Below are 23,742 nucleotides of genomic sequence, written 5' to 3'. Positions count from 1 at the left end.
GCCCGCACAACGACCTATAGACGCATGCACGCTACCTTACCCCTGCTGAAAAAAATCCGCTTTCCGGCGATTGACCGGGCACGCCTGGACACGCTGCAAGTCAACCTGGGCTACCGCTGCAACCAGAGTTGCGTGCACTGCCACGTCAACGCCGGACCGCATCGCACCGAAATGATGGACGCGGCCACCCTGGCGCTGATTCCCGAGGTGCTGGCGGCGCGCGGCCTGTCAACGCTGGACCTGACCGGCGGCGCGCCCGAGTTGCACGAAGGCTTTCGCGGCCTGGTGCGTGCCGCGCGGGCACAGGGCGTTCGCGTGATCGACCGCTGCAACCTGACGATCCTGTTTGAACCCGGCCAGGAAGGGCTGGCGGCATTCCTGGCCGAACAGCGGGTCGAGGTGGTCGCGTCCATGCCCTGCTATTCAGCCGCCAACGTGGACAAGCAGCGCGGCGAGGGCGTGTTTGACCTGAGCATTGCCGCGCTCCAGCAGCTCAACGCGCTGGGCTACGGCCAGCCCGGTTCCGGCCTGGTGCTGAACCTGGTCTACAACCCGCAGGGCGCGTCGCTGCCGCCCGACCAGCAAATGCTGCAGGCCGACTACAAGCGCGAGCTGCTGGCCCACTTCGGCATCGTCTTCAACGAGTTGTTTGCGCTGACCAACATGCCGATCCAGCGCTTTGGCTCGACGCTGGTGTCCAAGGGCTCGTTTGACAGCTACATGGAGTTGCTCAAAAACAGCTACCAGCCACAGAACCTGCCAGGGGTGATGTGCCGCAGCACCGTCAGCGTGGACTGGCAAGGCTGGCTGTCGGACTGCGACTTCAACCAGCAGCTCGGCCTGCCGCTGGGCACGTCGGGGCTGCAGCGCCACCTGCGCGATTTGCTCAGGCATAGCCTGGACGACCAGGCCATCCGCGTGGCAGGCCATTGCTACGGCTGCACGGCAGGCCAGGGCAGCAGCTGCGGCGGCGCGCTGGAACACTGAACGCGACATGACGCCCGCCCGCCTGTCGGTGGTGATTCCCGCGCTGAACGAGGCTGCGGGAATTTCGGCTATGTTGCAAGCACTGGCCCCGCTGGTGGCATGCGGCGCGCAATTGCTGGTGGCCGATGGCGGCAGCGTCGATGGCACCGTGGCGCTGGCGCAGGCCGGTGGTGCGCAGGTGGTCCACGCCCCGCGCGGGCGCGCACTGCAGATGAACGCGGGCGCGCATCAAGCCACAGGCGACGTGCTGGTGTTTTTGCACGCTGACACACGACTGCCGCCCGATGCCGACAGACTGATCCAGCAGGCACTCGCCAGCGGCCCGCAGGTCTGGGGCCGTTTTGACGTGCGCATTGAAGGCAAGCACCGGATGCTGCGCGTGATTGCCGCGTTGATGAACCGGCGCTCGCGCTGGACCGGCATCGCCACCGGCGACCAGGCGCTGTTCATGACCCGCGCCGCGTTTGACGTCGTTGGCGGATTCCCGGTCCAGCCGCTGATGGAAGACATCGAGATGTCAGTCCGGCTGCTGAAAATTTCGCGCCCGGCCTGCCTGTGCGCGCGCGTCGTCACCTCGGGCCGGCGCTGGGAAAGGCATGGCGTGTGGCGCACGGTGCTGCTGATGTGGCAGCTGCGCCTGGCCTACTGGCGCGGCGCGGCGCCCGAGCGACTGGCCGAGCGTTACAAGTGAAGGTTACCGAGAGCCCCAGGCTGGTGGTGTTTGCCAAGGCGCCGCAAGCAGGCACCGTCAAGACCCGGCTGATTCCGGCCCTGGGCGCCGAGGGCGCCGCCGGGCTGGCGCATCGCATGCTGGCGCACACCTTGCAACAGGCGCTGCAAGCAGGCGCCGGGCCGGTCGAGCTGTGCATGAGCCCGTCGCCCAACGACCCGGCTTGGGAAAACATCGCCATTCCCGCTGCGGTGTTGCGCACCGCCCAAGGCGAAGGCGACCTGGGCGAACGCATGGCCCGCGCAGTCCGGCGCGTGACGGCTGAAGAGGGCCAGACGGTGCTGCTGATGGGCAGCGACTGCCCGGCGCTGACGGCTGCGGTGATCCACGAAGCCGCACGCCGGCTGAAGACGCATGATGCGCTGCTGGTGCCGGTGGCCGACGGCGGCTATGTGCTGATCGGGCTGAAGTCGCCCTGCCCCACACTGTTTGACCGGATGCCGTGGAGCACCGCTACCGTCGCCGCCGAAACGCTGTCTCGCATGACCGCACTGGGCCTCAAGGTCTGGCGCGGACCGTTGCTGCACGACATCGACGAGCCGGCAGACCTTGCGCACTTGCCTGCGGGCTTTCTCAAGCCTTGATATGCGAAAAAAACAAGGGTTTCCGCTTTACTGTATTGGGTTTATAGCTATATATTCCATAGCATCAATCCCAACGGCAAGCACAGGGTGTTGAACACTACTGAATTGATAGCTGCAAGTGCTCGCGCCATATGCGCAAAGGGCTTGCTTCATGCCAAAACATTCCGCAACCCATTGGACTGCCACGCATCAAGCCACGCCGAAGCCCCCACCGCCCGGCGTGTGAATCTCGAACACATCACCCGGCTGCATCTCCGCCTGCCCGATATGCGCCAGTTCCTCGATCTGGCCGCCAGCCCGCACCACCAGGTTGCGGCCGACCGCCCCCGGCTCGCCACCGGCCATGCCAAAAGCACCATGTTTGCGGCCATTGGACAGGATGCTCGCCGTCATGGCTTCCAGGAACCTGACCCGGCGCACGCCGCCATTGCCGCCCACCCAGCGCCCGGTGCCGCCCGAGTCAGGGCGAATCTCGTAGCTTTCCAGCCGCACAGGAAAGCGGAACTCCAGCACCTCCGGGTCGGTCAGCCGCGAGTTGGTCATGTGGGTTTGCACCACCGAAGTGCCGTTAAAGCCCTCGCCCGCCCCGGAGCCGCCCGAGATGGTTTCGTAATACTGGTGGCGCTCGTTACCGAAGGTGAAGTTGTTCATCGTGCACTGGCTGGCCGCCATCACGCCCAGCGCGCCATACAGCGCATTGGTGATGCAGGTCGAGGTTTCCACATTGCCCGCCACCACTGACGCCGGCGGATTCGGGTTCAGCATCGAGCCTGCAGGAATGATGACCTTGAGCGGCTTCAGGCACCCCGCATTGAGCGGAATGTCGTCATCGACCAGCGTGCGGAACACATACAAAACGGCGGCCATACAGACGGCGGTGGGTGCGTTGAAGTTGTTGGTCTGCTGCTCCGACGTGCCGGTGAAGTCGATCTCGGCGCTGCGGTTTTGCGTATCGACCCGAATCGCCACCTGGATCTGCGCGCCGTTGTCCAGCGGCAGGGTGAAGGCACCGTCCTTCAGCCGTGTGATGACGCGGCGCACCGATTCTTCGGCGTTATCCTGCACATGGTTCATGTAAGCCAGCACGACATCCAGGCTGAACTGCTCGACCATCTTGCGCAACTCCTGCACGCCTTTTTCGTTGGCGGCAATCTGCGCTTTCAGGTCGGCCATATTCTGCTGCGGATTCCTTGAAGGGTATTGGCCGCTCTTGAGCAGCGCCACCATCTCGGCTTCGCGCAGCACCCCGCGATCGACCAGCTTGACGTTGTTGATCTGCACGCCCTCTTCTTCAATGCGCGTGGAGAACGGCGGCATCGAGCCCGGCGTGATGCCGCCGATGTCGGCATGGTGGCCGCGCGAGCCGACGTAAAACGTGGGCGTGTCGTGGTGCGGCGAAGCGCCCAGGTACACCGGCGTGATCACGGTAATGTCAGGCAGGTGCGTGCCGCCGTGATAAGGATCGTTCAGCACATAGACGTCGCCCGGCTGCATCTTGCCGGCGTTCTCGCGAATCACCGTCTTGATGCTTTCGCCCATCGAGCCCAGGTGTACCGGCATGTGCGGCGCGTTGGCAATCAGGTTGCCTTCGGTGTCAAACAGCGCGCAGCTGAAATCCAGCCGTTCCTTGATGTTGACCGAGTAGGCGGTGTTTTGCAGTTGCAGGCCCATCTGCTCGGCGATGTTCATGAACAGGTTGTTGAACACTTCGAGCAGCACCGGATCGACCGTCGTGCCGACTGCAAATTTAATCGCACGCTCTGCCCGCCGGTCCAGCACCAGATGGTCCAGCGCCGTCAGATTCGCTTCCCAGCCGGGTTCGACCACGGTGGTGGCATTTTTCTCGGCAATGATGGCCGGACCGGAAATGATGTCGCCCGGCTGCAGGTCTTCGCGCACCACAAGTGCCGCATCCAGCCACTGGCCGCCCGAATACATGCGCACGGTTTCACGGCGCGGCACTTCGCGCGGCTCGTGCAGCGCGTGACGCGGCTCGGCCGGCGCATCGCCTGCTACCACCGCTTCGACCGACACGGCTTCGACGACCAGGCCCTTGCCCTGCATCAAAAAGGCAAAACGCTGGCGGTAAGCTGCTTCAAAGCTGGCTTCGATCTGCGCCAGACTGCCAAAGGGCACGACCAGCGCCGAATCGCTGCCTTCATAGCGCACATGCACGCGCTGATGCGTGGTGATGGCGCCCGTGCTGACCTGCTGGCGCTGCAACTCGGCTTGCGCGGTGGCGGCCAGCGCATTGAGCGCGTCGGCAATCTTGGGCAAGGCCGCGTCTGTCAGTTTGAGTTCCACGGCTTGCTCGCGAATCACGTTCTGGTCGGCCAGCCCCATGCCGTAGGCACTCAGAACCCCCGCCAGCGGATGCACGAACACCTTGGTCATTCCGAGCGCATCGGCCACCAGGCAGGCATGCTGGCCGCCCGCGCCGCCAAAACACTGCAGCGTGTAACGCGTCACGTCGTAGCCGCGCGCGACCGAAATTTTCTTGATGGCGTTGGCCATCTGCTGCACCGCAATGTTGATGAAACCTTCGGCCACTTCTTCGGCGCTGCGGCCGGTCTGCGTCGCCAGTTCGTCGAACTTGATCTGCACCGCCTCAAAGCTCAGCGCCTCGTCGGCCTGCGGGCCGAACACCTTGGGAAAGTAGCGCGGCTGGACTTTTCCGACCATCACGTTGGCGTCGGTCACGGCCAGCGGACCGCCGCGCCGGTAACTGGCGGGGCCGGGGTTGGCGCCTGCGCTCTCGGGGCCAACCCGAAACCGGGCGCCATCAAATGCCAGAACCGAACCGCCACCCGCTGCCACGGTGTGAATGCTCATCATCGGCGCGCGCATGCGCACGCCGGCCACCTGGGTTTCAAATTCGCGCTCGAATTCGCCGGCGTAATGCGACACGTCGGTCGAGGTGCCGCCCATGTCAAAACCGATCACCTTGGCAATGCCGGCAATCGCGGCGGTGCGCGCCATGCCGACGATGCCGCCGGCCGGGCCGCTCAGGATCGCATCCTTGCCCTGGAACACATGGGCATCGGTCAGGCCGCCCGAGGACTGCATAAAGAACAGCTTCACGCCGGGCATTTCGGCCGCCACCTGCTCGACATAGCGGCGCAGGATGGGCGACAGATAGGCATCGACCACGGTGGTGTCACCCCGGCTGACAAACTTCATCATCGGGCTGGTTTCATGCGATGTGCTGATCTGCGTGAAGCCGACTTCCTGAGCCACGCGTTTGGCCGCCTTTTCGTGCTCGGTGAAGCGGTAGCCGTGCATGAAAGCAATCGCAAGGCTCCGCAGCCCTTTCTGGTAGTGCGCAAGCAGCTCTTCTTTCAAGCGCACTTCATCCAGCGGCTGAAGCACTTCACCCTGTGCGCTGACGCGCTCATGGGCTTGCACCACGGCGCTGTAAAGCAGTTCGGGCAACACGATGTTGCGGTCAAACAGGCGCGGGCGGTTCTGGTAGGCGATGCGCAGCGCATCCCTGAAACCCTGGGTGGTGACCAGCAGCGTCGGCTCGCCCTTGCGCTCGAGCAGCGCATTGGTGGCCACGGTGGTGCCCATCTTCACGCAATCGACCACGTCGGCACTGACCGCCTCGCCGGCTTTCAGGCCCAGCAGATGGCGAATGCCGGCAACCGCCGCATCACGGTACTGCTCTGGGTTTTCGCTCAGGAGCTTGTGCGTGACCAGCGAGCCATCGGGCTTTTTGGCCACCACGTCCGTGAACGTGCCGCCCCGGTCGATCCAGAATTGCCAGCGCTTGGTGCCATTTTTTTCCATGAGGTGCCCTGAAGGTAAAGAAGATTAGAGGCTGGCCGCAGAGCGCGCGGCCTGGTCGTAAATGCCTGAAAGCAGGCGCAGCAGGCGCGCCAACTCGCCAATGTCGCGGTTCAGCCCATCGTCGGCATTGAGGGCATTGATCAGACAGGACTCACGAATCTCGCGGTAGCGCATCACGTAGTCAAGCCCCGTATCGGTGCACGCATAGGTCACGTCCTTGCCGTTTTTGCTCGATACCACCACGCCCAGGTTCTGCAGTTTCTTGAGCGAATAGTTGATCAGGTGGGTGTCTTCCACATTCATGATGAAACAGATGTCGGCCAGGCGCTTGTTGCGGGCGCGGTGCGTGACATGGTGCAGCACCAGCACATCAAGCGGAGTCAGGTCTGGCAGGCCGGCCGCACTCATGCAGTGCACCACCCAGCGGTGAAAGGCGTTGCCGGCCACGATCAGGCCGAACTCGAACTCGCTCATCTCGGCGCTGCGGGGCGACACCAGGTGCGCCGACGAGACGATGGAAGAAGCTGGCGTGGCCCGGGGCGCCGGGGGGTCGGTTTTTTTCATGGCGGGCAGGCTCCGGGCTGGCATCTTTGTTGCATGGATAAATTGTAGGCAGTTAAATCACAATTCATCAACGTTTTATTGACATTCAGGGAAAACACCCAGCCAGTGCCCCTCAATCCCCCTTACATTTAGCTGCCGACCTTGCCATTCAATAATTGGAGTCTTCATGAAACGTCGCCTGTTTGCACTGACCACCACCGCAGCCGCGCTGACCCTGGCCCTGGCCGGCGGTGCGGCTTTTGCCCAAACCAAATGGGACTTGCCAGCCGCTTACCCGGCCACCAACTTCCATACCGAAAACCTGGTGCAGTTTGCCGCCGATGTCGACAAGGCCAGCGCGGGCAAACTCAAAATCACGGTGCATGGCAATGGCGCGCTGTTCAAGGCGCCAGAAATCAAGCGCGCCGTGCAGGGCGGGCAGGCGCAGGCCGGTGAAATCCTGCTGGTCAATTTCCAGAACGAGTGGCCGCTGTTTGGAGTGGATGGACTGCCTTTCCTGGCCGACAGCTACGACGCGTCGCAAAAACTCGCCAAGGCGCAAAAGCCTTTCCTGGAGAAAAAGCTCGCCGAGCAAGGGATGGCGCTGCTGTACACGGTGCCGTGGCCTACCCAGGGCATTTTTGCCAAGAAAGTGATCAATTCAGGCGCTGACCTGAAGGGCGTGAAATGGCGTGCCTACAGCCCGTCCACCGCGCGCATCGCCGAGCTGGTGGGCGCCCAACCCGTCACCGTGCAAGCCGCCGAGTTGTCGCAGGCCATGGCCACCGGCGTGATCGAGTCGTACATGTCTTCCGGCTCCACCGGCATGGACACCAAGACCTACGAAAGCCTGAAGTATTTCTACGACACCCAGGCCTGGCTGCCGAAAAATGCGGTCATCGTCAACAAGGCCGCTTTCGATGCGCTCGACGCATCGACCAAGCAGGCGGTGCTCAAGGCGGCAACGGACGCTGAAGTGCGCGGCCTGGCCGCCTCTAAAAAGACCAATGCCGACTCGCTCGACAAGCTCAAAGCCAACGGCATGAATGTGTTGCCGCCGTCGCCGCAACTGAAGGCCGACATGAAGAAAGTCGGTGACGTGATGCTCAAGGAATGGCTGGAAAAAGCCGGCCCCGAAGGCAAGGCGCTGATCGACGCTTACAACAAGCCCTGAAGCAACGCTGATGCGAAAAGCGCTTGATGCCCTGTACGACGGCGCGGCTGCCCTGGCTGCGCTGTGCATCGTCGGTCTGCTGGCGATGGTGGTGCTGTCCATCGTCAGCCGGCAGCTCAATTTCCATGTGCCGGGCACCGACGCTTACGCAGGTTACCTGATGGCGGCCAGCGGCTTTCTGGCGCTGGCCCACACCTTGAAGCGCGGCGAGCATATCCGCGTGACGCTGATTCTGGGCGCACTGACCGGGCGCTGGAAAAAAGGGCTCGAACTGTGGGCGCTGGGCTTTGCCAGCGCGTTAAGCGCCATGTTCGCCTGGTACTGCTGCCGCCTGGCCTGGCAATCGCACAGCTTTCACGACATTTCCACGTCGAGCGACGCGACACCGCTGTGGATTCCGCAAATCGGCATGGCGGTGGGCGCGGTGATCCTGGCGATTGCCTTTGTCGATGAGCTGGTGCTTGAAATCATGGGCAAGCGCGTCGCCTACAGCAGCGGCGAAGCGCTGCGCAATGAATAAATCGATCCACTTTTACCCCACAAGCGCTTTTTCATGAACGACCTTGCCATCACCGCCGCCCTGCTGGCGGCCCTGTTGCTGATCCTGGGCAGCGGCGTCTGGGTTGGCTTGAGCCTGACCGGCGTCGCGTGGATAGCCGTCACGCTGTTTTCGTCGCGCCCGGCCGGTGACGCGATGGCCGTGACGGTCTGGGGCTCGTCTTCGAGCTGGACGCTGACCGCCCTGCCCCTTTTTATATGGATGGGCGAAATTTTGTTTCGTACCCGGCTGAGCCAGGACATGTTCAAGGGACTGGCACCCTGGGTGCAGGCCCTGCCGGGGCGGCTGCTGCACACCAACGTGATCGGCTGCACGATTTTTGCTGCCGTGTCGGGGTCAAGCGCCGCAACCTGCGCCACCATCGGCAAGATGACGCTGCCGGAACTGACGCGGCGCGGCTACCCCGAGCACATGGTCGTCGGCACGCTGGCTGGCGCCAGCACGCTGGGCCTGTTGATTCCGCCGTCGATCATCATGATCGTCTATGGCGTGGCGGCCGAGGTGTCGATCTCCAAGCTGTTCATCGCCGGCGTGTTTCCGGGGCTGCTGCTGGCCGCGCTGTTCTCTGGCTACATCATGTTCTGGGCGCTGCGCCATCCGGAACAGGTGCCGGCCGCCGACAGCAAGACCAGCTTCATGCAAAAGATTGCCAGTTCGCGCAGCCTGATCCCGGTGGTGCTGTTGATTGCCGCCGTGCTGGGCTCGATCTATTCCGGCGTTGCCACTGCCACCGAGGCGGCGGCTGTCGGCGTGGTCGGCTCGCTGGTGCTGTCCTCGCTGCAGGGGTCGATGAACTGGGCGACGTTTCGCGATGCGCTCATGGGCGCTACCCGGCTGTACTGCATGATCGGGTTGATTCTGGCGGGCGCGGCCTTTTTGACACTGGCCATGGGCTATGTCGGCCTGCCCCGGCACCTGGCCGAATGGATTGGCACACTGGGCCTGAGTCGGGCGCAACTGATTGTGGCCCTGGCGGTGTTCTTCATCATCCTGGGCTGCTTCCTGGACGGCATTTCGATGGTCGTGCTGACCATGGGCGTGCTCATGCCTACGGTGCAGGCAGCAGGCATTGACCCGATCTGGTTCGGCATTTTCGTGGTGCTGGTGGTCGAGATGGCGCAGATCACGCCGCCGGTCGGCTTCAACCTGTTCGTGCTGCAAGGCATGACCGGGCGCCAGCTCACCTGGATTGCCAAGGTCACGATGCCGATGTTTTTGCTGATGTGCGCGGCGGTGGCGCTGATCTATGTCTTCCCGGGCATCGTCACCTGGCTGCCGCAAAAAATGGCGAACTGAAGCTATGGGCGCAGTGCTGGCCATCTGCATCGGTGCCTCGGTGGGCGCGCTGTCCCGCTGGGGCCTGGCGCTGTGGCTGTCGCCCGGCGGCCTGATCCCCTTGGGCACGCTGGCCGCCAATCTGCTCGGCGGCTACCTGATCGGCATCGCCATCGCGGTGTTCCAGGCCATGCCGCAGATTGACCCGGTCTGGCGCCTGCTGCTGATCACCGGTTTTCTGGGCGGGTTGACGACGTTTTCGACCTTTTCGGCCGAGGTCGTGACCTATCTGCTCGAAGCCCGCTACGGCATGGCCACGGGCGTCGCCCTGGTTCATGTGATGGGCTCGCTTCTGATGACTGTGGCAGGCATCAAGTCTGCTGCGTTTTTCATAGCTAGCCGCGCAAGCTAGACATGCGGGAAAACACTATTTTCCTTAAATTTCAGAGGTTGCCCCATGGCCCCGGCGACTGCCGTTTTGCGACCCGGACGAATCAGCTGTCGCCCAGCCCAATCGGCGCCGGTGCCCGCATCACGATGCGCGTGAACAGGCGGTCGTAGGCCGGGTCAGGCGGATATTTTCCTGTCAGCGGATCGCAGTTCTTTTCGAAGGCCGCATCCAGTTCCTTCCAGTCGGCATCGGTCAGCACCTTTTCGGCTTCGGGCAGGATGACGGTTTCCTCCAGCCGCATGTGCTCCAGATAAAAGGAAGCGTATTGCTTGCACTGGGCCGTGAATGCGGGCCGGCGTGGCTCGCCCAACAGTTCCCAGGCCAGCAGCAGGTGCTGGAGTTCGCGAACGGCCTTTTCGCCATTCATGTGGTCGCTTTCAAGCCGCTGCACGGCGGACATGACTGACGGCGAAGCCCGCACCACGCGCGGAAACAACAGGTCCGACTCCTTCGGATGGTGCAGACGCTCGGGAAACTCGTCGATGTAGAACAGCATGGCGCGCAGCACGTCGAAAAACTGCTCCGGATTGTCTCCGGGGCCGCGCGCGACCATCATGGTCATGGACCGGAGCATGGCGGCCAGTGACGAATGTTCGTCGCGGATGATTTGCAGGCTGGTGTGTTTGATGGCAATCTCCTCAAATTTTTGTGACGAGCAAACAGCATGCCTTGTACCCGGTCAGCAGGCCATGACACAGGTCAAGTTTTCATCAACTTCAAGGCCTGCGCAAACACAGAGTTACAGGCGACACCGGCAGTGTCCAAGGCCCCGACTCCGTTCAAATTCAGGCATCCTGCCCACGCAATCAGGGCTTGTGGGCGCCGTGGCCTGCCGCTTTTCCTGCCATGTTGCCTGCCGGGGCCGCCGTGCTGACAGGCACGCTGACCTCCAGGCGGGTTTCCACGCCCTGGGCATCCTGAAGGCGCAGCGTCAGCGGCACCGTGCTGCCCTGGGGCAGCGGCTGCTTCAGGTCCATCAGCATGAGGTGGTAGCCGCCGGGCTTGAGCTGCACGCTCTGTCCGGCCGGAAGGTCCAGCATGGGCAGCGCGCGCATCTTCATGATGTCGCCCTCCATCTTCATTTCATGCACTTCAGCAATGCCGGCCACGGGCGAGGAAATGCCGACCAGTTTGGCGCCGTCCTTGGCGGTGATGCTCATGAACGCGCCCGTGCCTTTTTGGCCCGGCACGGTGGAGCGAACCCAGGCGTCTTTGACTTCGACGGTTTGGGCATGCAGGGCGCTGCAGGCGAGCAGCAGGGAAGCGGTCAATACTTTCAATTTCATGGGAGTCTCCAATAGCGAGGGTAAAAAATCCAGCCCGGAATTATTTCCGGCTGGGCGGGGATCAGTGTTGATGCGCGCCTGGCGCGTGCACCGGGGCGGAATCCATAGAGGCGGCACCTTCTTGGCCAGTGACTTCCAGCAAAACAGCGGGAAATTCCAATCCTTTCGAGGACGCTCCTGCGGCGGGAAGCTCGCTCCAGTCAAGGTTGCCGCTTTCGCAGCTTTGCAGCACCTTGAACCACAGCGGCCCGGCCGCTTCAGGCAGCTTGCCGCGCAGCGTGAACTCATCAAAATGCGCATCCTGCAGCGCGGCGTCCTTGCTGGACGCCGTCCAGCTCACGACGGTGACGTCTTCGCTGATCTGCTTGCCGTGGATGTCGTAGGGTTTGACCAGTTTGCCAAGTTTGGTGACCAGTGCCCAGCCGGCCTTTGGATAGGGTTTGGCACCCTGAAAGCCGGTGGGAATCTGGACCGATATGCCCGTGGTAGCCGAGCCCTGGCAGCCATGGCCGACCTGAAAAACAGCTTTGTAGGCGCTGCCAGCCGGGGCAGTTTTAGTCTCCAGAACAATGTGAGAAAAAGCGGGTACGGCCAGCATGCAGATTGCGCCGGCAGCTAGTTTTTTTGTGGCAAATGAGAATTTCATGATCAACTTTCGTGAAGAATGGGAGTGTGGGATGCCGGGCTCGCTTACAGGTCGAACTTCAGCTCAGCCGAGTAGGTGCGCTGGGGATAGGGATGGAAATTCCAGTACTGGTAGTTGTTCAGGTTGTCGATGCCCAGGGCGGCGCTCACCTGCTTGCTGATCTGCCAGCGCAGGCGCACATCGGTGGTGAAGTACTTGCTGGTGCCCATGTAGGCAAAGCCGTTGACGTCGCTGTTGTCCAGGCTGGAAAACTGGCTGCCGCTGTAACGCGCGCCCAGTGTGCCGGTCCAGGCCGGATTGAAGCGGTAGCTGACCAGGGCCGTGGCCCGCCAGGCCGGCACGCGCGGCTGGTATTTGCCCAGCGTGTCACCGGGCGTGGCGACAAAGCCGCTGTTTTCCTTGATGCGCGAATCGGCATAGGTCGCGCTGCCGTTGAAGTCCAGCCCCCGGGCCAGCACATCGGTGCCGTTGAGGGCCACTTCCATGCCGTGGGTCTTGATGCGGCCCACGTTTTGCACCCGGCTGACGTTCAGGTTGGCCGCCGGGTCGAACGTGGTTTGCGAATACAGCGAGTCGCGCACGTTTTCGGTGAACAGCGTGAAGCGCAGCAAGGCATTGCCCAGGTCTTTTTCAGCGGTCAGTTCGCTGGTCCAGGATTTTTCCGGCTGCAGGTTCGGGTCGTTGAGATAGCGGGAATTGACCGACGCCGTGGCGCCGTACAACTCGCCCACGGTGGGAAAGCGCACCGCCCGGCCGGTCGCGGCTTTGAGCACGGTGTCCGACGCCCACTGGTATGACAAGGCTGCCTTGGGCGAGACAAAGCTTTCACTGCGCGAGGCATAGCCGGTGTTGGCCGCGTTGCCGGCACCAAAACGGGTGAAGCCATTGGACGCGTTCCAGTATTCGATGCGGGCGCCGAGCACGGTTTTCCATTTCGGTGCAAACGCCCAGGCGTCCTGCGCATACACGCTGCGCAGTTGCGTCCTTCCGCCCACCTCGTTGACCAGCGCCCCGGCCGGGCCGCTGATCCAGTCGCCGACCACGCTGGACTTGAGGATGTGCAGCTTGTAGCTGTCTTGCTGGTAGCCAAAATCAGCGATGTGCGCGCCCTGCAGGCTGTCGGGCCGCCAGATGCCCTTGAACGCCAGGTTGTTCCAGCCGGTGCCGTCCTGGTCCTGCAGGGTGCCAGCACCTCCATTCAGGGAACCGGGCTGGGCGGTCGTGCCCGCGCGCAGTTGGTCCTTCTGGTAGCTGTAAACGCTGGCGGCGACTTCCCAGTCCCACACACCCCGGATGTTGGACTTGACCGACAGGCCGTGCATCACATGCGTCAGCGCTTCGTTGCTGACGCCAAAGTCGGTGGCTGCCAGGTTGTAGCCCCGGCCGTCGATGCTGACATTGCCGCTGTAAACCGGCGCGCCGGCGGCATTGCGCAGGTAGCTTTCCGAGCGGTTTTGCGACGTGTTGTCCCAGTAACCCAGCGTGTAGCTGGCGCGCACGGTGGGTGAAAAATCGTAGGCCAGTTTGAGCTTGGCATGCGCCTGCTCGGTGTCGTATTGCGTGGCGCCGCCGACCAGCAGCCAGGGCACATTGCGGGTGTTCAGCCCCGGCACCGCGCCGGTCACTGCCACCGCGCCGGGCGCAGGCGCGGCGGTGCTCAGGAGCTTGGTCGTAAAGGTCAGTGGCTGGCCCGCGCTTTTAGTGCGGTTGACGTTGATGAACCACGACCAGTCGCCGTTGCGATTGCCCAGCGACGCACTGGCCTGCGTGCCGCCATAGCTGGTGTCGGTGCCGTAGAGCTTGAAGTTCTGGTTGAAGCCGCTGAGCTTGGCATGCGATTCCAGCTGGGTCGGCATGCGCGTGACGTAATCGACCACCGCGCCCACCGAATTGCCCGGATAGGCGGCAGAAAACGGGCCGTACATCACGTCCACGCGCTCGATTTCCTCGGGTGTCACCAAACCCCAGCGCGGCGCATAGTTGGTGCCGTTGGCAATGCCGTTGCCCAGGTAGTTCGACAGCAAAATGCCATCGGCATAAACCGCCGAACGGGCGCTGTTGCCGGTACCCGAAGCGCGGCTCGACAAGATGGCATGGTTGTAGTCGCCGATGTAACGCTTGCGCACCAGCAGGCTGGGCAGGTATTTCAGCGCGTCCTCGCTGTCGGTAGCGTTGATGGTCTGCTCAATCTGCTCGCGGGTCACGCCCTCCATGGTGGTCGGGATTTGCGTCGGCAGCGACGTGGGCTGGCCGCTGCTGATCGTGACCATGCCCAGAGATTTGACGGGCGCACCGGAAGCAAGCGGCAGCGGCACATCGGGCGCGGTTTGAGCGAAAGCCGCCTGGCTTGCCAGGGCGGCAAGGGCAACTGCAGTGCGCGTCAGGGAAAACGGGAAAAAGACAGGGAAAGACTGCTTAGATCGGATGGGTCTCATGAAATCCACGCTTTGAACGGAACGATAAAAGGCGTGCTGGCCGGAACACGGTCAACACGCAATACGCCTCAAAAGAGGCGGGTCAGTTCAAAGTGCGGGAGGCCCGCGGCTGAAAGGCAGCCCGGGGATGGCGGCGGTCAGATCCGCCGGAACATCAGCTTCGGCCACATGCAGGCCGGGAAAGGTGGGAATGGCCAGCACCGCCAGCGGCGGCGACGCCCAGCCCAGCGATGCGCACAAATTGCAGTGCGCGCCAGCCGGCGGCGCATCATCCAGACCCGCATCGGAAGCGCTGGCCAGGTTGGTGTTGACGCTGCAAATGCCGCTCAACTGGCCGCTGCGCACGTCCTGCGCCAGCGCAGACACCGGCGCCCACAACGCCGACAGCACGGCGAGAAAACTCAGCCAGGCTGCCAGGCGTGCCCATACGGCAAGTGTCGGGCGGGAATGGGGTTGGTAGGGCACGGCGAGATTATAGGGACAGGCGCCACGACCCCCGCAACCAAACCTGCAGGCTTCTAGCCGGTAACAGCGATCACCACGGCAGACTCGTCAATGAATGCCAGCGCCGGGCGGCCCACCTTCAAGCCGCTGTCCGCGCCGCAAAAACCCACCAGTTGCAGGCCACCGGCCAGTTCCAGCGCGACTTCGCCACCGCCGGCAGCGCGCGAAACGCGTGTCGCCCGGCCCTGCAGCCAGTTGCCGGCTTCAGTCGGCATATCACCGGCGGACACCTTGACGGCCGTCGCCTTGCACAAGGCCAGCACTTGCTGGCCAGGGTGCAGCGCCAAAAGTTGCGCGCTTTCCCGGGTGATGCGGGACACCAGCCGCATTCCACCGGCCAGTTCCAGTTGCACGCGCACCGCCTGCCCCTGCGCGCGCAGGCGCACGATGGTGCAGGGCAGCTGGTTGCGCATGCTGGTGCGCAAACCCAATGCGGCCAGCGCAGAAGCCTTGGGCAAATGGTCGCCCTCGCCTGCGCGTCGCGCCAGTCGGGCCAGCACTTGCGCGCGCGCCTGCGCCAGTTCGTCCGCAGCACGCAGCAGTTCCTGGCCCGCATCACTCAGGCGCGCACCGCCGCCGCCCGCACCGCCCACCACGCGCTCGACCAGGGCCACACCCGCCAGGTTGCTCAATGTGTCAATCGCCTGCCAGCCGGCCTTGTAGCTGACGCCGGCGGCGCGAGCCGCTTCGGAAATCGATCCGGCCTCGCCAATGCGGCGAAGGATGTCGATGCGCTTGTCGGCAGCCTCGTGGCCCAGCGCACCCGCCAGCTGCAGTTGGGGTTTCTTCATGCCTGCATTGTCGGTCTCCAGAACAGCGGCTGGCTATACTTTCGCTATTCCATTTTTGAATAGCGAGCAGCTGATGATGAAATTTTCCCGCCTTCTTGCCGCTATGGCTGTCCTGACGCTGGGTATTAGCCATGCGGCAGAGGTCACGGTTGCCGTCGCCGCCAACTTCACCGCACCGATGCAAAAAATTGCCGAAGCCTTTGCGCAAGAGACCGGCCACAAAGCAGTTTTGGCCTTTGGCGCGACCGGCAAGTTCTATGCGCAAATCAAGAACGGTGCGCCCTTCCAGGTACTGCTGGCGGCCGACAATGAAACCCCCGCCAAGCTGGAAAAAGAAGGCTTTGCCGTGGCAGGCACCCGTTTTACCTATGCCACGGGCCGGCTGGTGCTGTGGAGTGCGCAGCCGGGTGTGGTCGACGAAAAAGGCGACGTGCTGCGCACCAGCCAGGACGGCAAGGTCGCGCTGGCTGATCCCAAACTCGCCCCTTACGGCGCTGCCGCCATCGAAACACTGGCCCAACTGGGCTTGCTTGAGCGCCTGCGGCCACGCTTTGTGCAGGGTGAAAGCATTGCCCAGGCCTACCAGTTCGTGGCCACCGGCAATGCGCTGATGGGGTTTGTCGCGCTGTCGCAGGTCATGGCCGGTGGCCGCATGGCCAAAGGCTCGGCCTGGGTGGTGCCGGCCACCCTGCATGCGCCGATTCTGCAAGACGCCGTGGTGTTGAACCCTGGCAAGGACAATCCCGCGGCGCTGGCGCTGACACGCTATTTGCGCAGCGAAAAAGTCCGCGCCATCATCCTTTCCTATGGCTACGAGTTCTGAGTCACCCGTCCCGATGCCGTTCAGCGCAGAAGACCTGGCCGCCGTCTGGCTCACGCTCAAGCTGGCGAGCCTGACCACTGTTTTGCTCTTACTGCTGGCCACACCGCTGGCCTGGTGGCTGGCGCGCACATCATCGCGCCGGTGGGTGCGGTGGTGGCGCTGCCGCTGGTGTTGCCACCCACGGTGCTGGGTTTTTACCTGCTGGTGTCGCTGGGCCCCAACGGCTGGGGCGGGCAGTTCACGCAGGCGCTGGGGCTGGGCTTGCTGCCCTTCAGCTTTGGCGGGCTGCTGCTGGGCTCGGTGATTTATTCGCTGCCTTTCGCGGTGCAGCCGCTGCAGCACGCGTTTGAAGCCATTGGCAGCCGCCCGATGGAAGTCGCCGCCACCTTGCGGGCGCGGCCGCTGGATGCTTTTTTCAGCGTCGCGCTGCCGCTGGCCAAGCCAGGCTTCATCACCGCCGCGATCCTGAGCTTTGCGCACACGGTCGGCGAGTTTGGCGTGGTGTTGATGATTGGCGGCAACATTCCCGGCCAGACGCGGGTGGTGTCCACCCAGATTTACGGCCATGTCGAAGCCATGGAATATGCGCAGGCGCATTGGCTGGCCGGCGGCATGGTGCTGTTTTCATTCACTGTGCTGCTGGGCCTGGCTTTGTTGAACCGGCGCAATGCGCGCGTGCTGGCGTGACCGGCATGGACAGCCACCGCATTCGCCTGTCGCTGCAGCGGCCCGCCTTCACGCTGCAGGCCGACCTGTTGCTGCCGCCGCGCGGCATCACGGTGCTGTTCGGCCCGTCAGGCTCGGGCAAGACCACGCTGCTGCGCTGTGTCGCCGGCCTGGAGCGGGCCGATGGCGCGCTGATCGAGATTGCCGGCCAAGCGTGGCAGGACGACAGCCGCCGCATTTTTCTGCCCACCTGGCAACGCCCGCTCGGCTATGTCTTTCAGGAAGCCAGCCTGTTTGACCATCTCGATGTGCGCGGCAATTTGAGCTACGGCCTGCGCCGCGTCAAGTCAGGCGAAACCGCGCTGGCGCTGGAAGCCGCCATCACGCTGCTGGGCATTGGCGGCCTGTTGGCGCGCCGCACCCACCAACTTTCGGGTGGCGAACGCCAGCGCGTGGCGATTGCCCGCGCACTGGCGACCCAGCCCCGGCTGCTTTTGCTCGACGAACCGCTGGCCGCGCTGGATCATGCGCGTCGCCAGGACATCCTGCCCTGGCTGGAGCGGCTGCGCGACGAGCTGCACATTCCGATGCTCTACGTCACCCATTCGGCCGATGAGGTGGCACGGCTGGCCGACACGCTGGTCGTGCTGGACCAGGGACGCATCGTGTCCGCTGGCGCCGTCGCCGATGTCTTGTCACGCGTCGATCTGCCGGTGGTGCTGGGCGAAGACGCCGGTGCGCTGTTGGAAGGCGAAGTAGTGGAACGCGATGCGCGCTGGCACCTGATGCGCATGGCGTTTGCCGGCGGCAGCCTGTGGCTGCGCAACAGCGGACTGGAGACTGGCACCCGGGTCCGGGTTCGCGTGCTGGCACGGGACGTGAGCCTGTCCACCCAAGCCCCCAGCGCCACCAGCATCCAGAACCTGTTGCAGTGCGAGGTCAAGGCCATCGTGCCGGACACCCATCCGTCGCAGGCACTGGTTCAGCTGACATGCGGCGAATCGGTGCTGCTGGCGCGCATCACCGCGCGTGCCGCTGATGCGCTGGGCCTGGAGCCCGGCAACCCGGTCTGGGCGCAGGTGAAGTCAGCCGCGCTGGTCGGTTAAGCCCGCACAAGCGCATGGCAGAAAAATGTCCCCATCAAGGCGGACATTTTCTCAAGGCTGGCCGAAGCCGTAATGCTTCAGCACCGCCTGCGCCGGGGGCGACAAGATGTATTGCACCAGTTGCGCCGCAGCCGCATCGCCCTGCCGGGCCGCCACACCGTAACGGGCCGCGACCTGCAACTCTGGCGGAACGCCGATGATCGTCAAGCTCGGCATATCCTGCCGGGCGGCCACGGCATTGGTGCAATAGGTGACAAACACATCCGCCTTGCCCTCGCCCATGATCCACGCATAGGTGCTGCGCCCCGGCGGCGGTCGGGGCGAATCCGCGCCGCCGGTCAGCTTGAGCGCCTTGGCATCCAGCAGCGCATAGGCGCCCGGCTGCAGCACCTCGGCTCGGCGGAACAGTTCCCAGGCGTAGTCGCCCGACGGATCGGCTTTCGGCGTCGAAGTCCCGACCCGTATCCCGGGCTGAAGCATCGTCGCCAGCAGCATGTCCGGGCTGGCCGCCACCGAAGGCGCTGCCAGCACGCACATCTGGTTGAGCGCGAACACGCTGGGCGTCGTCCAGCCGCCGGCCTGCGCCAGCCGCTGCGGATGGTCCATGTCGGCCGATGCAAACACCTGGGCCGCTTCACCCTTTTCAATGCGCGCACGCAGCAAGCCGGAGGCGCCAAAGGTCAGCCCCACGGTCTGACCGGTCTGCGCTTCAAACTGACCCGTCAACTCGGTCAACGCGTCGCGCAAGCTGCCCGCCGCATAAAGCTGGACGGGCGAAGCCTGGGCATGTGCGCTGGACATGGCAAACGAGGCGGCAAAGGGCAACAACACACTCAGCCAGCGGCGCATCATTTGTCTGCGTTCGGGAAAAAGAGCTGTTCGCCACCGATTTTGTAGCTGGCAATCACGCCCTGCCCGGTTGGCGAAATCACCCAGTCCACAAACTTCTGCGCTTCTGCGGCCTTGACCTGCGGATGCTTGGCCGGGTTGACGACCATCACGCCATACTGGTTGAACAGCCGGTTGTCGCCCTCGACCAGCACCGCCAGATCAGCGCGGTTCTTGAAGTTCAGCCAGGTGCCACGGTCGGCCAACACATAAGCGCCCAGGCTGGACGCCATGTTCAGCGCCGGCCCCATGCCGCAACCGCAGGCCTTGTAGCCCGAAAAGGCGGTGGGCTCGACACCCGCGGTTTTCCAGTAACGCAATTCGGCCGCATGGGTGCCGCTCTTGTCGCCGCGCGAAATAAAACCGGCATTGGCCGCATTGACCTTTTTCAGCGCTTCAGTGATGTCCTTGCCCTTGACCTTTGCCGGGTCAGCGGCCGGGCCAATCAGCACGAAGTCGTTGTACATGACCGGGTAGCGCTTGAGGGCATAGCCTTCGGCCACTACTTTTTCTTCGGCCACCTGGTCGTGAACGAACAGCACATCGGCGTCGCCCCGGCGGCCCATGTCGATGGCCTGGCCGGTGCCGACGGCGACCACTTTCACGTCAATGCCGGTGGCTTTCTTGAACTCCGGCAGCAGATAGGGAAACAGCCCCGACTGCTCGGTCGAGGTGGTGGACGCCATCACGATGCTGGGTGTCTGCGCTATCGAAACAGTAGCTGTCAACGCAATAGGGAGCAGCGCAAAGAGCCTGAAAGGCTTGAAAAACCTGTTAAAACCATTCATCCGAGTTCTCCTTTTAAAAAGTTGTCTGCCGCTGGGGGCAACGGTCCGTTGAAAAAATCATGCGTCGGCAAGTCGGCCACCAGCCGGCCCTGCTCCAGATACAGCACACGGCTGGCCAGGCGCTTGACCTGGCCCAGGTTGTGGCTGCTGAAAATCAGAGTCATGCCGTCGCCCGCAAATTCGGCGATCAGCCGCTCGACCTCGCGTTTGGCCGACGGGTCCAGGCTGGACGTGGGTTCATCCAGCAACAAGACCTGCGGCTTGAACGCCCAGGCCCGCGCCAGCGCCACGCGCTGCTGCTGCCCGCCCGACAGCGCCTTGGCATGGCGGCCAGCCAGGTCGGCCAGCCCGACCCGCTCCAGCGCCTGCAGCGCCTGCGCCTTGGCCGGTTTCCAGGCCACGCCCCTGAGCCACAAGCTCAGGGCCACGTTTTGCAGCACGCTGGCGCGCAGCATGTAAGGGCGCTGGAACAGCATCGCCTGGCGCACCCGCGCATCCCGCTGCAAGCGGCCTTCCGCTGGGGCCACCAGCCCGTGCAGCGTTCGCAGCAACGTACTTTTTCCGCTGCCATTGGAGCCCACCAGCGCCAGCCGTTCGCCAGCGCTGATGCGCAGCGTGCAACGGCGCAAGGCTTGGACGCGTCCAAAATTCACGCTGACGGAATCCAGGCTGAACATCGGCGTCATGGCGCAGCGCGTCCGGTCGCGGCTTGCGCCGGCAGCACTTTTTCAGCAGCGTGCAGCGGGTCATCACGCCGCTCGCTCCAGCGCCGCACCCCGGCTAGCAACACATTGAGCAGCAGCACCACGCCCAGTAGCACAATGCCCAGCGCCAACGCCAGCGGCAAGTCGCCCTTGCTGGTTTCCAGCGCAATCGACGTCGTCATCACCCGCGTGAAGCCTTCAATATTGCCGCCCACCACCATCACCGCGCCGACTTCCGAAACGGCCCGGCCAAACGCCGCAATCAGGACCGTTAGCAAGGTATAGCGCTCGTCCCACAACAAAATCAGGCTGCGCATGAAACGCCCCGCGCCCAGTGACTGGAATTGCTCGCCGTGGCTGCGGTCGGCGTCGTCAATCGTCTGGCGCACCAGCGCCGTCACCATCGGCAGCACCAGCACGCTTTGCGCCAGCACCATCGCCTTGAACGAGAAAAGCCAGCCCAGAAAGCCCAGCGGTCCGCTGCGCGACAGCAGCAAATACACCACCAGCCCGACCACCACCGAAGGCAAAGCCAGCGCGGTATTGAGCAAGGCCAGCACGACGGCCCGACCGCGAAAGCGCGCCACGCCCAGCCAGGCGCCCAGCAGCAGCCCGGCGCTGCAGGCGATCAGGCACGCCAGCGCACTGACGGCCAGCGACCGGCCGACGATGCCGGCAAACAGCGGGTCCAGTGAAGTGATGAGGGAAAAAGCGGTGACGACGCTGTCGGAAAAGGTGTTCATGGGTCAGGTGGTGGCGAGACTGTAGCCCAGCTCCCCTCTTTTCTGAGCCCCTAGGTACTTGTCGTTAGGAAGCTGTTTGCATAGGAAAAACGGACTGCGACAAGCCGTGCAGCGCTGTAGGCCGCATCGATAATCCGTAAACACCCCATGCACAAAGTCGAACTCTCCTACCTCCTCAGCCCCCAACGCGGCAAAGACGCGCTGATCCGCAACCCGATGATGGACATCCTGCATGCCGTCAGCGAGCAGGGCTCGATTTCAAAAGCGGCCAAGGCACTCGACTTTTCCTACCGCCATGTCTGGGGCGCGCTTAAAGACTGGGAACAGACGCTGGGCCGCAGCCTCATCGTCTGGGACAAAGGCCAGCGCGCGCGTCTGACCGAATTCGGCGAAAAGCTGCTCTGGGCCGAACGCCAGGCACAGGCCCGGCTTGCGCCGCAGATCGAAGCCTTGCGCGGAGATATCGAACGCGCTTTTTCCACCGCGTTTGACGACAACGCGCATGTGCTGACGCTGTTTGCCAGCCACGACGCGGCATTGTCGGCGCTGCGCGACCAGACCAGCGCGCACGGTTTGCACCTGGACATCCGCTTCATGGGCAGCGTCGACGCGATGGCGGCGCTGAACGACGGGCGCTGCATGATGGCCGGCTTTCACGTGCGCGACCAGCCGGCGCGGCATTCGGCGGCAGCGCGCAACTACCGCAGTCTGCTCAAGCCGGGCCTGCACAAGCTGATCGGCTTTGCGCACCGCCAGCAAGGCCTGATCGTGGCCAAAAACAACCCGCTGCAGATTGAAAGCCTGGCCGATCTGACGCAACCCAGCATGCGCTATGTGAACCGCTCCGAAGGCACGGGAACGCGCGTGTTGCTCGACGACCTGCTGGCCGAAGCTGGCCTGACGCCGTCGGCTATTCACGGCTACGACAGCCAGGAACCGTCGCACACCGCCGTGGCACAAGCCATTGCCAGCGGCGCGGCCGATGCCGGCCTCGGCATTGAAGCCGCCGCCCGCGAAAAAGGCCTGGGGTTTGTGCCGCTGGTGCGGGAGCGCTACCACCTGGTCTGCCTGAAGTCCGAACTGCCCACCCCGCAAGTGCAGGCGCTGATCAGGGAACTGCAAAGTGACGAATGGCAAACCACGCTGAACCAGCTGCCCGGCTACAGCGGCAAGCAGGCCGAGAGCGGCAAGGTGCTGTCCTTGCGTGCGCTGTTGCCTTGGTGGAGCTACAGGAAAGCGAAGGCGGCTTGAGGGTGGGTTGGGCTTCACGGGTCCGAATTACGAGGAAAATCAGGCTCTTGCGCAATAGAGACGGTCGTTAGCAGCTATTTTTTTTCATAGTAGTTGGGATATCAATTTACGGAAGCTATGGCATCAATTCAGTCTGTTTCAACACTTTTCATTACGTCAGAAACGCAATGGATCAGCTTCGTCGTCCATTAAATTCACACCGGCGCAGCACTAAGTCATAGCTTGTCTCACGGGGTTTCTGTAGATACACTAACCACATGACAATCACCTACTATCCAGCCAAGTGCGCAAGGACGCTGGCTGAACGGGGGCTGCACTTCGCCGACGCCGAGTTGGTTTTTGCCGGTGTCACAACTGGAAGTTGAAGACACACGCAAAGACTATGGCGAAAAGCGCATTGTTTGCTATGGCCTGCTGGAAGGTCGAATGGTTGTTTTGGGTTACACGCCGCGTGGCGCGGATCGCCACATCTTCAGTATGAGGAAAGCCAATGAACGCGAACAAGCCCGCATCACCCCCCTCTTTGAAGTCTGATCTGGCGCGTGTTGATGCGCATGTGGTGAAGGCTGAGGAATATGACGAGCTTCCTGAATTTACAGACGAAATGCTCGCACGCGCAAAGGTCAACAAAGGTGGCCGGCCTTTGTCTACAAATCCACGCAAACTGATCTCGCTGCGACTGCCCGTCAACGTGATCGAACAATGGAAATCCACCGGCCCCGGCTGGCAAACCCGGATGGCGGAACGGCTGAGCAAGGTGTGAAGACATAACCTGCCTTGGTTGCAGCGACTTTTCAAGCCATCAAATAGCGGCTGCGATATCTTTCCTGTTGATGGCTGCATGTTTGAGAAATTCGATGCAGCCGACGCAAGGGTCAAGCTGATCACCAAATCTGACGCCAGCATCGCCTATTTGTATTAAATCAGCCTGATTAGCGACTTACCTCAGAGCACCTTGAACCTTGCGCCATTGCTGTACTCCAACAGCAGATGCCGAGTCATCGGCCAAGGAGCAGGCA

Annotated in this window: 24 protein-coding genes and 1 pseudogene; 13 read left to right on the top strand and 12 right to left on the bottom strand. The window is 63.1% G+C overall.

Features of this window, described 5'->3' with window-relative positions; all coding sequences use genetic code 11:
- Window positions 1-24 precede the first annotated feature (24 nt).
- The 3 genes from arsS to GZ092_RS09605 are packed head-to-tail and all read left to right on the top strand — an operon-like array spanning window position 25 to window position 2,301.
- Window positions 25-987, top strand: a complete 963-nt coding sequence (gene arsS / locus GZ092_RS09615) for an arsenosugar biosynthesis radical SAM (seleno)protein ArsS (RefSeq protein ID WP_293636178.1) — start codon at window positions 25-27, stop codon at window positions 985-987.
- Window positions 988-994: 7 nt separating this feature from the next.
- Complete coding sequence (locus GZ092_RS09610; protein WP_293636177.1) at window positions 995-1,678, top strand: TIGR04283 family arsenosugar biosynthesis glycosyltransferase; 684 nt, start codon at window positions 995-997, stop codon at window positions 1,676-1,678.
- On the top strand, window positions 1,675-2,301 hold the full coding sequence (locus tag GZ092_RS09605; protein ID WP_293636176.1) for a TIGR04282 family arsenosugar biosynthesis glycosyltransferase: 627 nt from the start codon (window positions 1,675-1,677) through the stop codon (window positions 2,299-2,301). The genes GZ092_RS09610 and GZ092_RS09605 overlap by 4 nt, the downstream gene beginning before the upstream one ends.
- 189 nt (window positions 2,302-2,490) lie before the next feature.
- Here the strand turns inward: GZ092_RS09605 and GZ092_RS09600 are convergent, their stop codons facing one another.
- Both GZ092_RS09600 and GZ092_RS09595 read right to left on the bottom strand, forming a co-directional pair.
- The gene (locus GZ092_RS09600; protein WP_293636175.1) at window positions 2,491-6,090 is read right to left on the bottom strand and encodes a hydantoinase B/oxoprolinase family protein; all 3,600 of its coding nucleotides are present in this window, start codon (window positions 6,088-6,090) and stop codon (window positions 2,491-2,493) included.
- A gap of 24 nt (window positions 6,091-6,114) precedes the next feature.
- Entirely contained in the window at window positions 6,115-6,654 is a 540-nt protein-coding gene (locus GZ092_RS09595; RefSeq protein WP_293636174.1) for a winged helix DNA-binding protein, read from the bottom strand.
- Between the two features lie 166 nt (window positions 6,655-6,820).
- Here GZ092_RS09595 and GZ092_RS09590 point away from each other — a divergent pair, with 166 nt between their 5' ends.
- The 4 genes from GZ092_RS09590 to crcB are packed head-to-tail and all read left to right on the top strand — an operon-like array spanning window position 6,821 to window position 10,053.
- Window positions 6,821-7,807, top strand: a complete 987-nt coding sequence (locus tag GZ092_RS09590) for a TRAP transporter substrate-binding protein (protein WP_293636173.1) — start codon at window positions 6,821-6,823, stop codon at window positions 7,805-7,807.
- Between the two features lie 10 nt (window positions 7,808-7,817).
- Window positions 7,818-8,327, top strand: a complete 510-nt coding sequence (locus tag GZ092_RS09585; protein WP_293636172.1) for a TRAP transporter small permease — start codon at window positions 7,818-7,820, stop codon at window positions 8,325-8,327.
- Window positions 8,328-8,360: 33 nt separating this feature from the next.
- On the top strand, window positions 8,361-9,662 hold the full coding sequence (locus tag GZ092_RS09580) for a TRAP transporter large permease subunit (RefSeq protein ID WP_293636171.1): 1,302 nt from the start codon (window positions 8,361-8,363) through the stop codon (window positions 9,660-9,662).
- A gap of 4 nt (window positions 9,663-9,666) precedes the next feature.
- Window positions 9,667-10,053, top strand: coding sequence for a fluoride efflux transporter CrcB (gene crcB, locus GZ092_RS09575; protein ID WP_293636170.1), 387 nt, complete (start codon window positions 9,667-9,669; stop codon window positions 10,051-10,053).
- An 82-nt stretch (window positions 10,054-10,135) separates the two neighbouring features.
- On the opposite strand, the gene GZ092_RS09570 is transcribed toward crcB, so the two are convergent.
- The 6 genes from GZ092_RS09570 to GZ092_RS09545 all read right to left on the bottom strand — a co-directional run bounded on the left by GZ092_RS09570 (window position 10,136) and on the right by GZ092_RS09545 (window position 15,754).
- Complete coding sequence (locus GZ092_RS09570; protein WP_293636252.1) at window positions 10,136-10,720, bottom strand: hemerythrin domain-containing protein; 585 nt, start codon at window positions 10,718-10,720, stop codon at window positions 10,136-10,138.
- 178 nt (window positions 10,721-10,898) lie between these two features.
- Window positions 10,899-11,378: a copper chaperone PCu(A)C gene (locus GZ092_RS09565; RefSeq protein WP_293636169.1), complete on the bottom strand. Its 480-nt coding sequence runs from the start codon at window positions 11,376-11,378 to the stop codon at window positions 10,899-10,901.
- A 61-nt stretch (window positions 11,379-11,439) separates the two neighbouring features.
- A complete protein-coding gene (locus tag GZ092_RS09560; RefSeq protein WP_293636168.1) occupies window positions 11,440-12,024 on the bottom strand; it encodes a YcnI family protein in 585 nt (194 codons plus the stop codon).
- 44 nt (window positions 12,025-12,068) lie between these two features.
- Window positions 12,069-14,459, bottom strand: a complete 2,391-nt coding sequence (locus GZ092_RS09555) for a TonB-dependent receptor (protein WP_293636167.1) — start codon at window positions 14,457-14,459, stop codon at window positions 12,069-12,071.
- An 87-nt stretch (window positions 14,460-14,546) separates the two neighbouring features.
- Window positions 14,547-14,924, bottom strand: a complete 378-nt coding sequence (locus GZ092_RS09550; protein WP_293636166.1) for a DUF2946 family protein — start codon at window positions 14,922-14,924, stop codon at window positions 14,547-14,549.
- A gap of 53 nt (window positions 14,925-14,977) precedes the next feature.
- Window positions 14,978-15,754 (bottom strand): TOBE domain-containing protein, encoded by a 777-nt coding sequence (locus GZ092_RS09545; protein ID WP_293636165.1) that lies wholly within the window; start codon window positions 15,752-15,754, stop codon window positions 14,978-14,980.
- 73 nt (window positions 15,755-15,827) lie between these two features.
- On the opposite strand from GZ092_RS09545, the gene modA reads away from it, so the two are divergent.
- The 3 genes and pseudogenes from modA to modC all read left to right on the top strand — a co-directional run bounded on the left by modA (window position 15,828) and on the right by modC (window position 18,349).
- Window positions 15,828-16,577 (top strand): molybdate ABC transporter substrate-binding protein, encoded by a 750-nt coding sequence (modA, locus tag GZ092_RS09540; RefSeq protein ID WP_293636164.1) that lies wholly within the window; start codon window positions 15,828-15,830, stop codon window positions 16,575-16,577.
- 13 nt (window positions 16,578-16,590) lie between these two features.
- Window positions 16,591-17,264 (top strand): annotated as a pseudogene (gene modB, locus GZ092_RS09535) (molybdate ABC transporter permease subunit).
- A 5-nt stretch (window positions 17,265-17,269) separates the two neighbouring features.
- Complete coding sequence (modC, locus tag GZ092_RS09530; RefSeq protein ID WP_293636163.1) at window positions 17,270-18,349, top strand: molybdenum ABC transporter ATP-binding protein; 1,080 nt, start codon at window positions 17,270-17,272, stop codon at window positions 18,347-18,349.
- A 51-nt stretch (window positions 18,350-18,400) separates the two neighbouring features.
- On the opposite strand, the gene GZ092_RS09525 is transcribed toward modC, so the two are convergent.
- The 4 genes from GZ092_RS09525 to GZ092_RS09510 are packed head-to-tail and all read right to left on the bottom strand — an operon-like array spanning window position 18,401 to window position 21,472.
- A complete protein-coding gene (locus tag GZ092_RS09525) occupies window positions 18,401-19,201 on the bottom strand; it encodes a molybdate ABC transporter substrate-binding protein (protein ID WP_293636162.1) in 801 nt (266 codons plus the stop codon).
- Window positions 19,198-20,025, bottom strand: a complete 828-nt coding sequence (locus GZ092_RS09520; protein WP_293636161.1) for an extracellular solute-binding protein — start codon at window positions 20,023-20,025, stop codon at window positions 19,198-19,200. Before GZ092_RS09520 ends, GZ092_RS09525 begins: the two co-directional genes overlap by 4 nt.
- Window positions 20,022-20,711, bottom strand: a complete 690-nt coding sequence (locus GZ092_RS09515) for a phosphate ABC transporter ATP-binding protein (RefSeq protein ID WP_293636160.1) — start codon at window positions 20,709-20,711, stop codon at window positions 20,022-20,024. Before GZ092_RS09515 ends, GZ092_RS09520 begins: the two co-directional genes overlap by 4 nt.
- Window positions 20,708-21,472 carry an ABC transporter permease gene (locus tag GZ092_RS09510; RefSeq protein WP_293636159.1) on the bottom strand — a complete coding sequence of 255 codons (765 nt, stop codon included), beginning with the start codon at window positions 21,470-21,472 and terminating at the stop codon, window positions 20,708-20,710. The genes GZ092_RS09515 and GZ092_RS09510 overlap by 4 nt, the downstream gene beginning before the upstream one ends.
- A gap of 147 nt (window positions 21,473-21,619) precedes the next feature.
- Here GZ092_RS09510 and GZ092_RS09505 point away from each other — a divergent pair, with 147 nt between their 5' ends.
- The 3 genes from GZ092_RS09505 to GZ092_RS09495 all read left to right on the top strand — a co-directional run bounded on the left by GZ092_RS09505 (window position 21,620) and on the right by GZ092_RS09495 (window position 23,486).
- Window positions 21,620-22,723, top strand: coding sequence for a substrate-binding domain-containing protein (locus tag GZ092_RS09505; protein ID WP_293636158.1), 1,104 nt, complete (start codon window positions 21,620-21,622; stop codon window positions 22,721-22,723).
- Between the two features lie 345 nt (window positions 22,724-23,068).
- Complete coding sequence (locus GZ092_RS09500) at window positions 23,069-23,257, top strand: BrnT family toxin (protein ID WP_363254417.1); 189 nt, start codon at window positions 23,069-23,071, stop codon at window positions 23,255-23,257.
- On the top strand, window positions 23,214-23,486 hold the full coding sequence (locus tag GZ092_RS09495; RefSeq protein ID WP_293636157.1) for a BrnA antitoxin family protein: 273 nt from the start codon (window positions 23,214-23,216) through the stop codon (window positions 23,484-23,486). Before GZ092_RS09500 ends, GZ092_RS09495 begins: the two co-directional genes overlap by 44 nt.
- Window positions 23,487-23,742: the final 256 nt, after the last annotated feature.

This window comes from Polaromonas sp. (genome assembly GCF_010365105.1).
Lineage (GTDB): Bacteria > Pseudomonadota > Gammaproteobacteria > Burkholderiales > Burkholderiaceae_C > Polaromonas.
This window is presented reverse-complemented; position numbering and strand designations above follow the sequence as displayed.

Bases quoted from the DNA above. Each gene is read 5' to 3' on its own strand.
- GZ092_RS09545 (WP_293636165.1), bottom strand. From the start codon at position 15,754: ATGAAGAAACCCCAACTGCAGCTGGCGGGTGCGCTGGGCCACGAGGCT.
- modC (WP_293636163.1), top strand. From the start codon at position 17,270: ATGGACAGCCACCGCATTCGCCTGTCGCTGCAGCGGCCCGCCTTCACG.
- GZ092_RS09560 (WP_293636168.1), bottom strand. From the start codon at position 12,024: ATGAAATTCTCATTTGCCACAAAAAAACTAGCTGCCGGCGCAATCTGC.
- GZ092_RS09555 (WP_293636167.1), bottom strand. From the start codon at position 14,459: ATGAGACCCATCCGATCTAAGCAGTCTTTCCCTGTCTTTTTCCCGTTT.
- GZ092_RS09600 (WP_293636175.1), bottom strand. From the start codon at position 6,090: ATGGAAAAAAATGGCACCAAGCGCTGGCAATTCTGGATCGACCGGGGC.
- GZ092_RS09505 (WP_293636158.1), top strand. From the start codon at position 21,620: ATGCACAAAGTCGAACTCTCCTACCTCCTCAGCCCCCAACGCGGCAAA.
- GZ092_RS09515 (WP_293636160.1), bottom strand. From the start codon at position 20,711: ATGACGCCGATGTTCAGCCTGGATTCCGTCAGCGTGAATTTTGGACGC.
- modA (WP_293636164.1), top strand. From the start codon at position 15,828: ATGATGAAATTTTCCCGCCTTCTTGCCGCTATGGCTGTCCTGACGCTG.
- GZ092_RS09610 (WP_293636177.1), top strand. From the start codon at position 995: ATGACGCCCGCCCGCCTGTCGGTGGTGATTCCCGCGCTGAACGAGGCT.
- GZ092_RS09565 (WP_293636169.1), bottom strand. From the start codon at position 11,378: ATGAAATTGAAAGTATTGACCGCTTCCCTGCTGCTCGCCTGCAGCGCC.
- GZ092_RS09520 (WP_293636161.1), bottom strand. From the start codon at position 20,025: ATGAATGGTTTTAACAGGTTTTTCAAGCCTTTCAGGCTCTTTGCGCTG.
- GZ092_RS09580 (WP_293636171.1), top strand. From the start codon at position 8,361: ATGAACGACCTTGCCATCACCGCCGCCCTGCTGGCGGCCCTGTTGCTG.
- GZ092_RS09510 (WP_293636159.1), bottom strand. From the start codon at position 21,472: ATGAACACCTTTTCCGACAGCGTCGTCACCGCTTTTTCCCTCATCACT.
- GZ092_RS09595 (WP_293636174.1), bottom strand. From the start codon at position 6,654: ATGAAAAAAACCGACCCCCCGGCGCCCCGGGCCACGCCAGCTTCTTCC.
- GZ092_RS09495 (WP_293636157.1), top strand. From the start codon at position 23,214: ATGAACGCGAACAAGCCCGCATCACCCCCCTCTTTGAAGTCTGATCTG.
- arsS (WP_293636178.1), top strand. From the start codon at position 25: ATGCACGCTACCTTACCCCTGCTGAAAAAAATCCGCTTTCCGGCGATT.
- GZ092_RS09525 (WP_293636162.1), bottom strand. From the start codon at position 19,201: ATGATGCGCCGCTGGCTGAGTGTGTTGTTGCCCTTTGCCGCCTCGTTT.
- GZ092_RS09585 (WP_293636172.1), top strand. From the start codon at position 7,818: ATGCGAAAAGCGCTTGATGCCCTGTACGACGGCGCGGCTGCCCTGGCT.
- crcB (WP_293636170.1), top strand. From the start codon at position 9,667: ATGGGCGCAGTGCTGGCCATCTGCATCGGTGCCTCGGTGGGCGCGCTG.
- GZ092_RS09590 (WP_293636173.1), top strand. From the start codon at position 6,821: ATGAAACGTCGCCTGTTTGCACTGACCACCACCGCAGCCGCGCTGACC.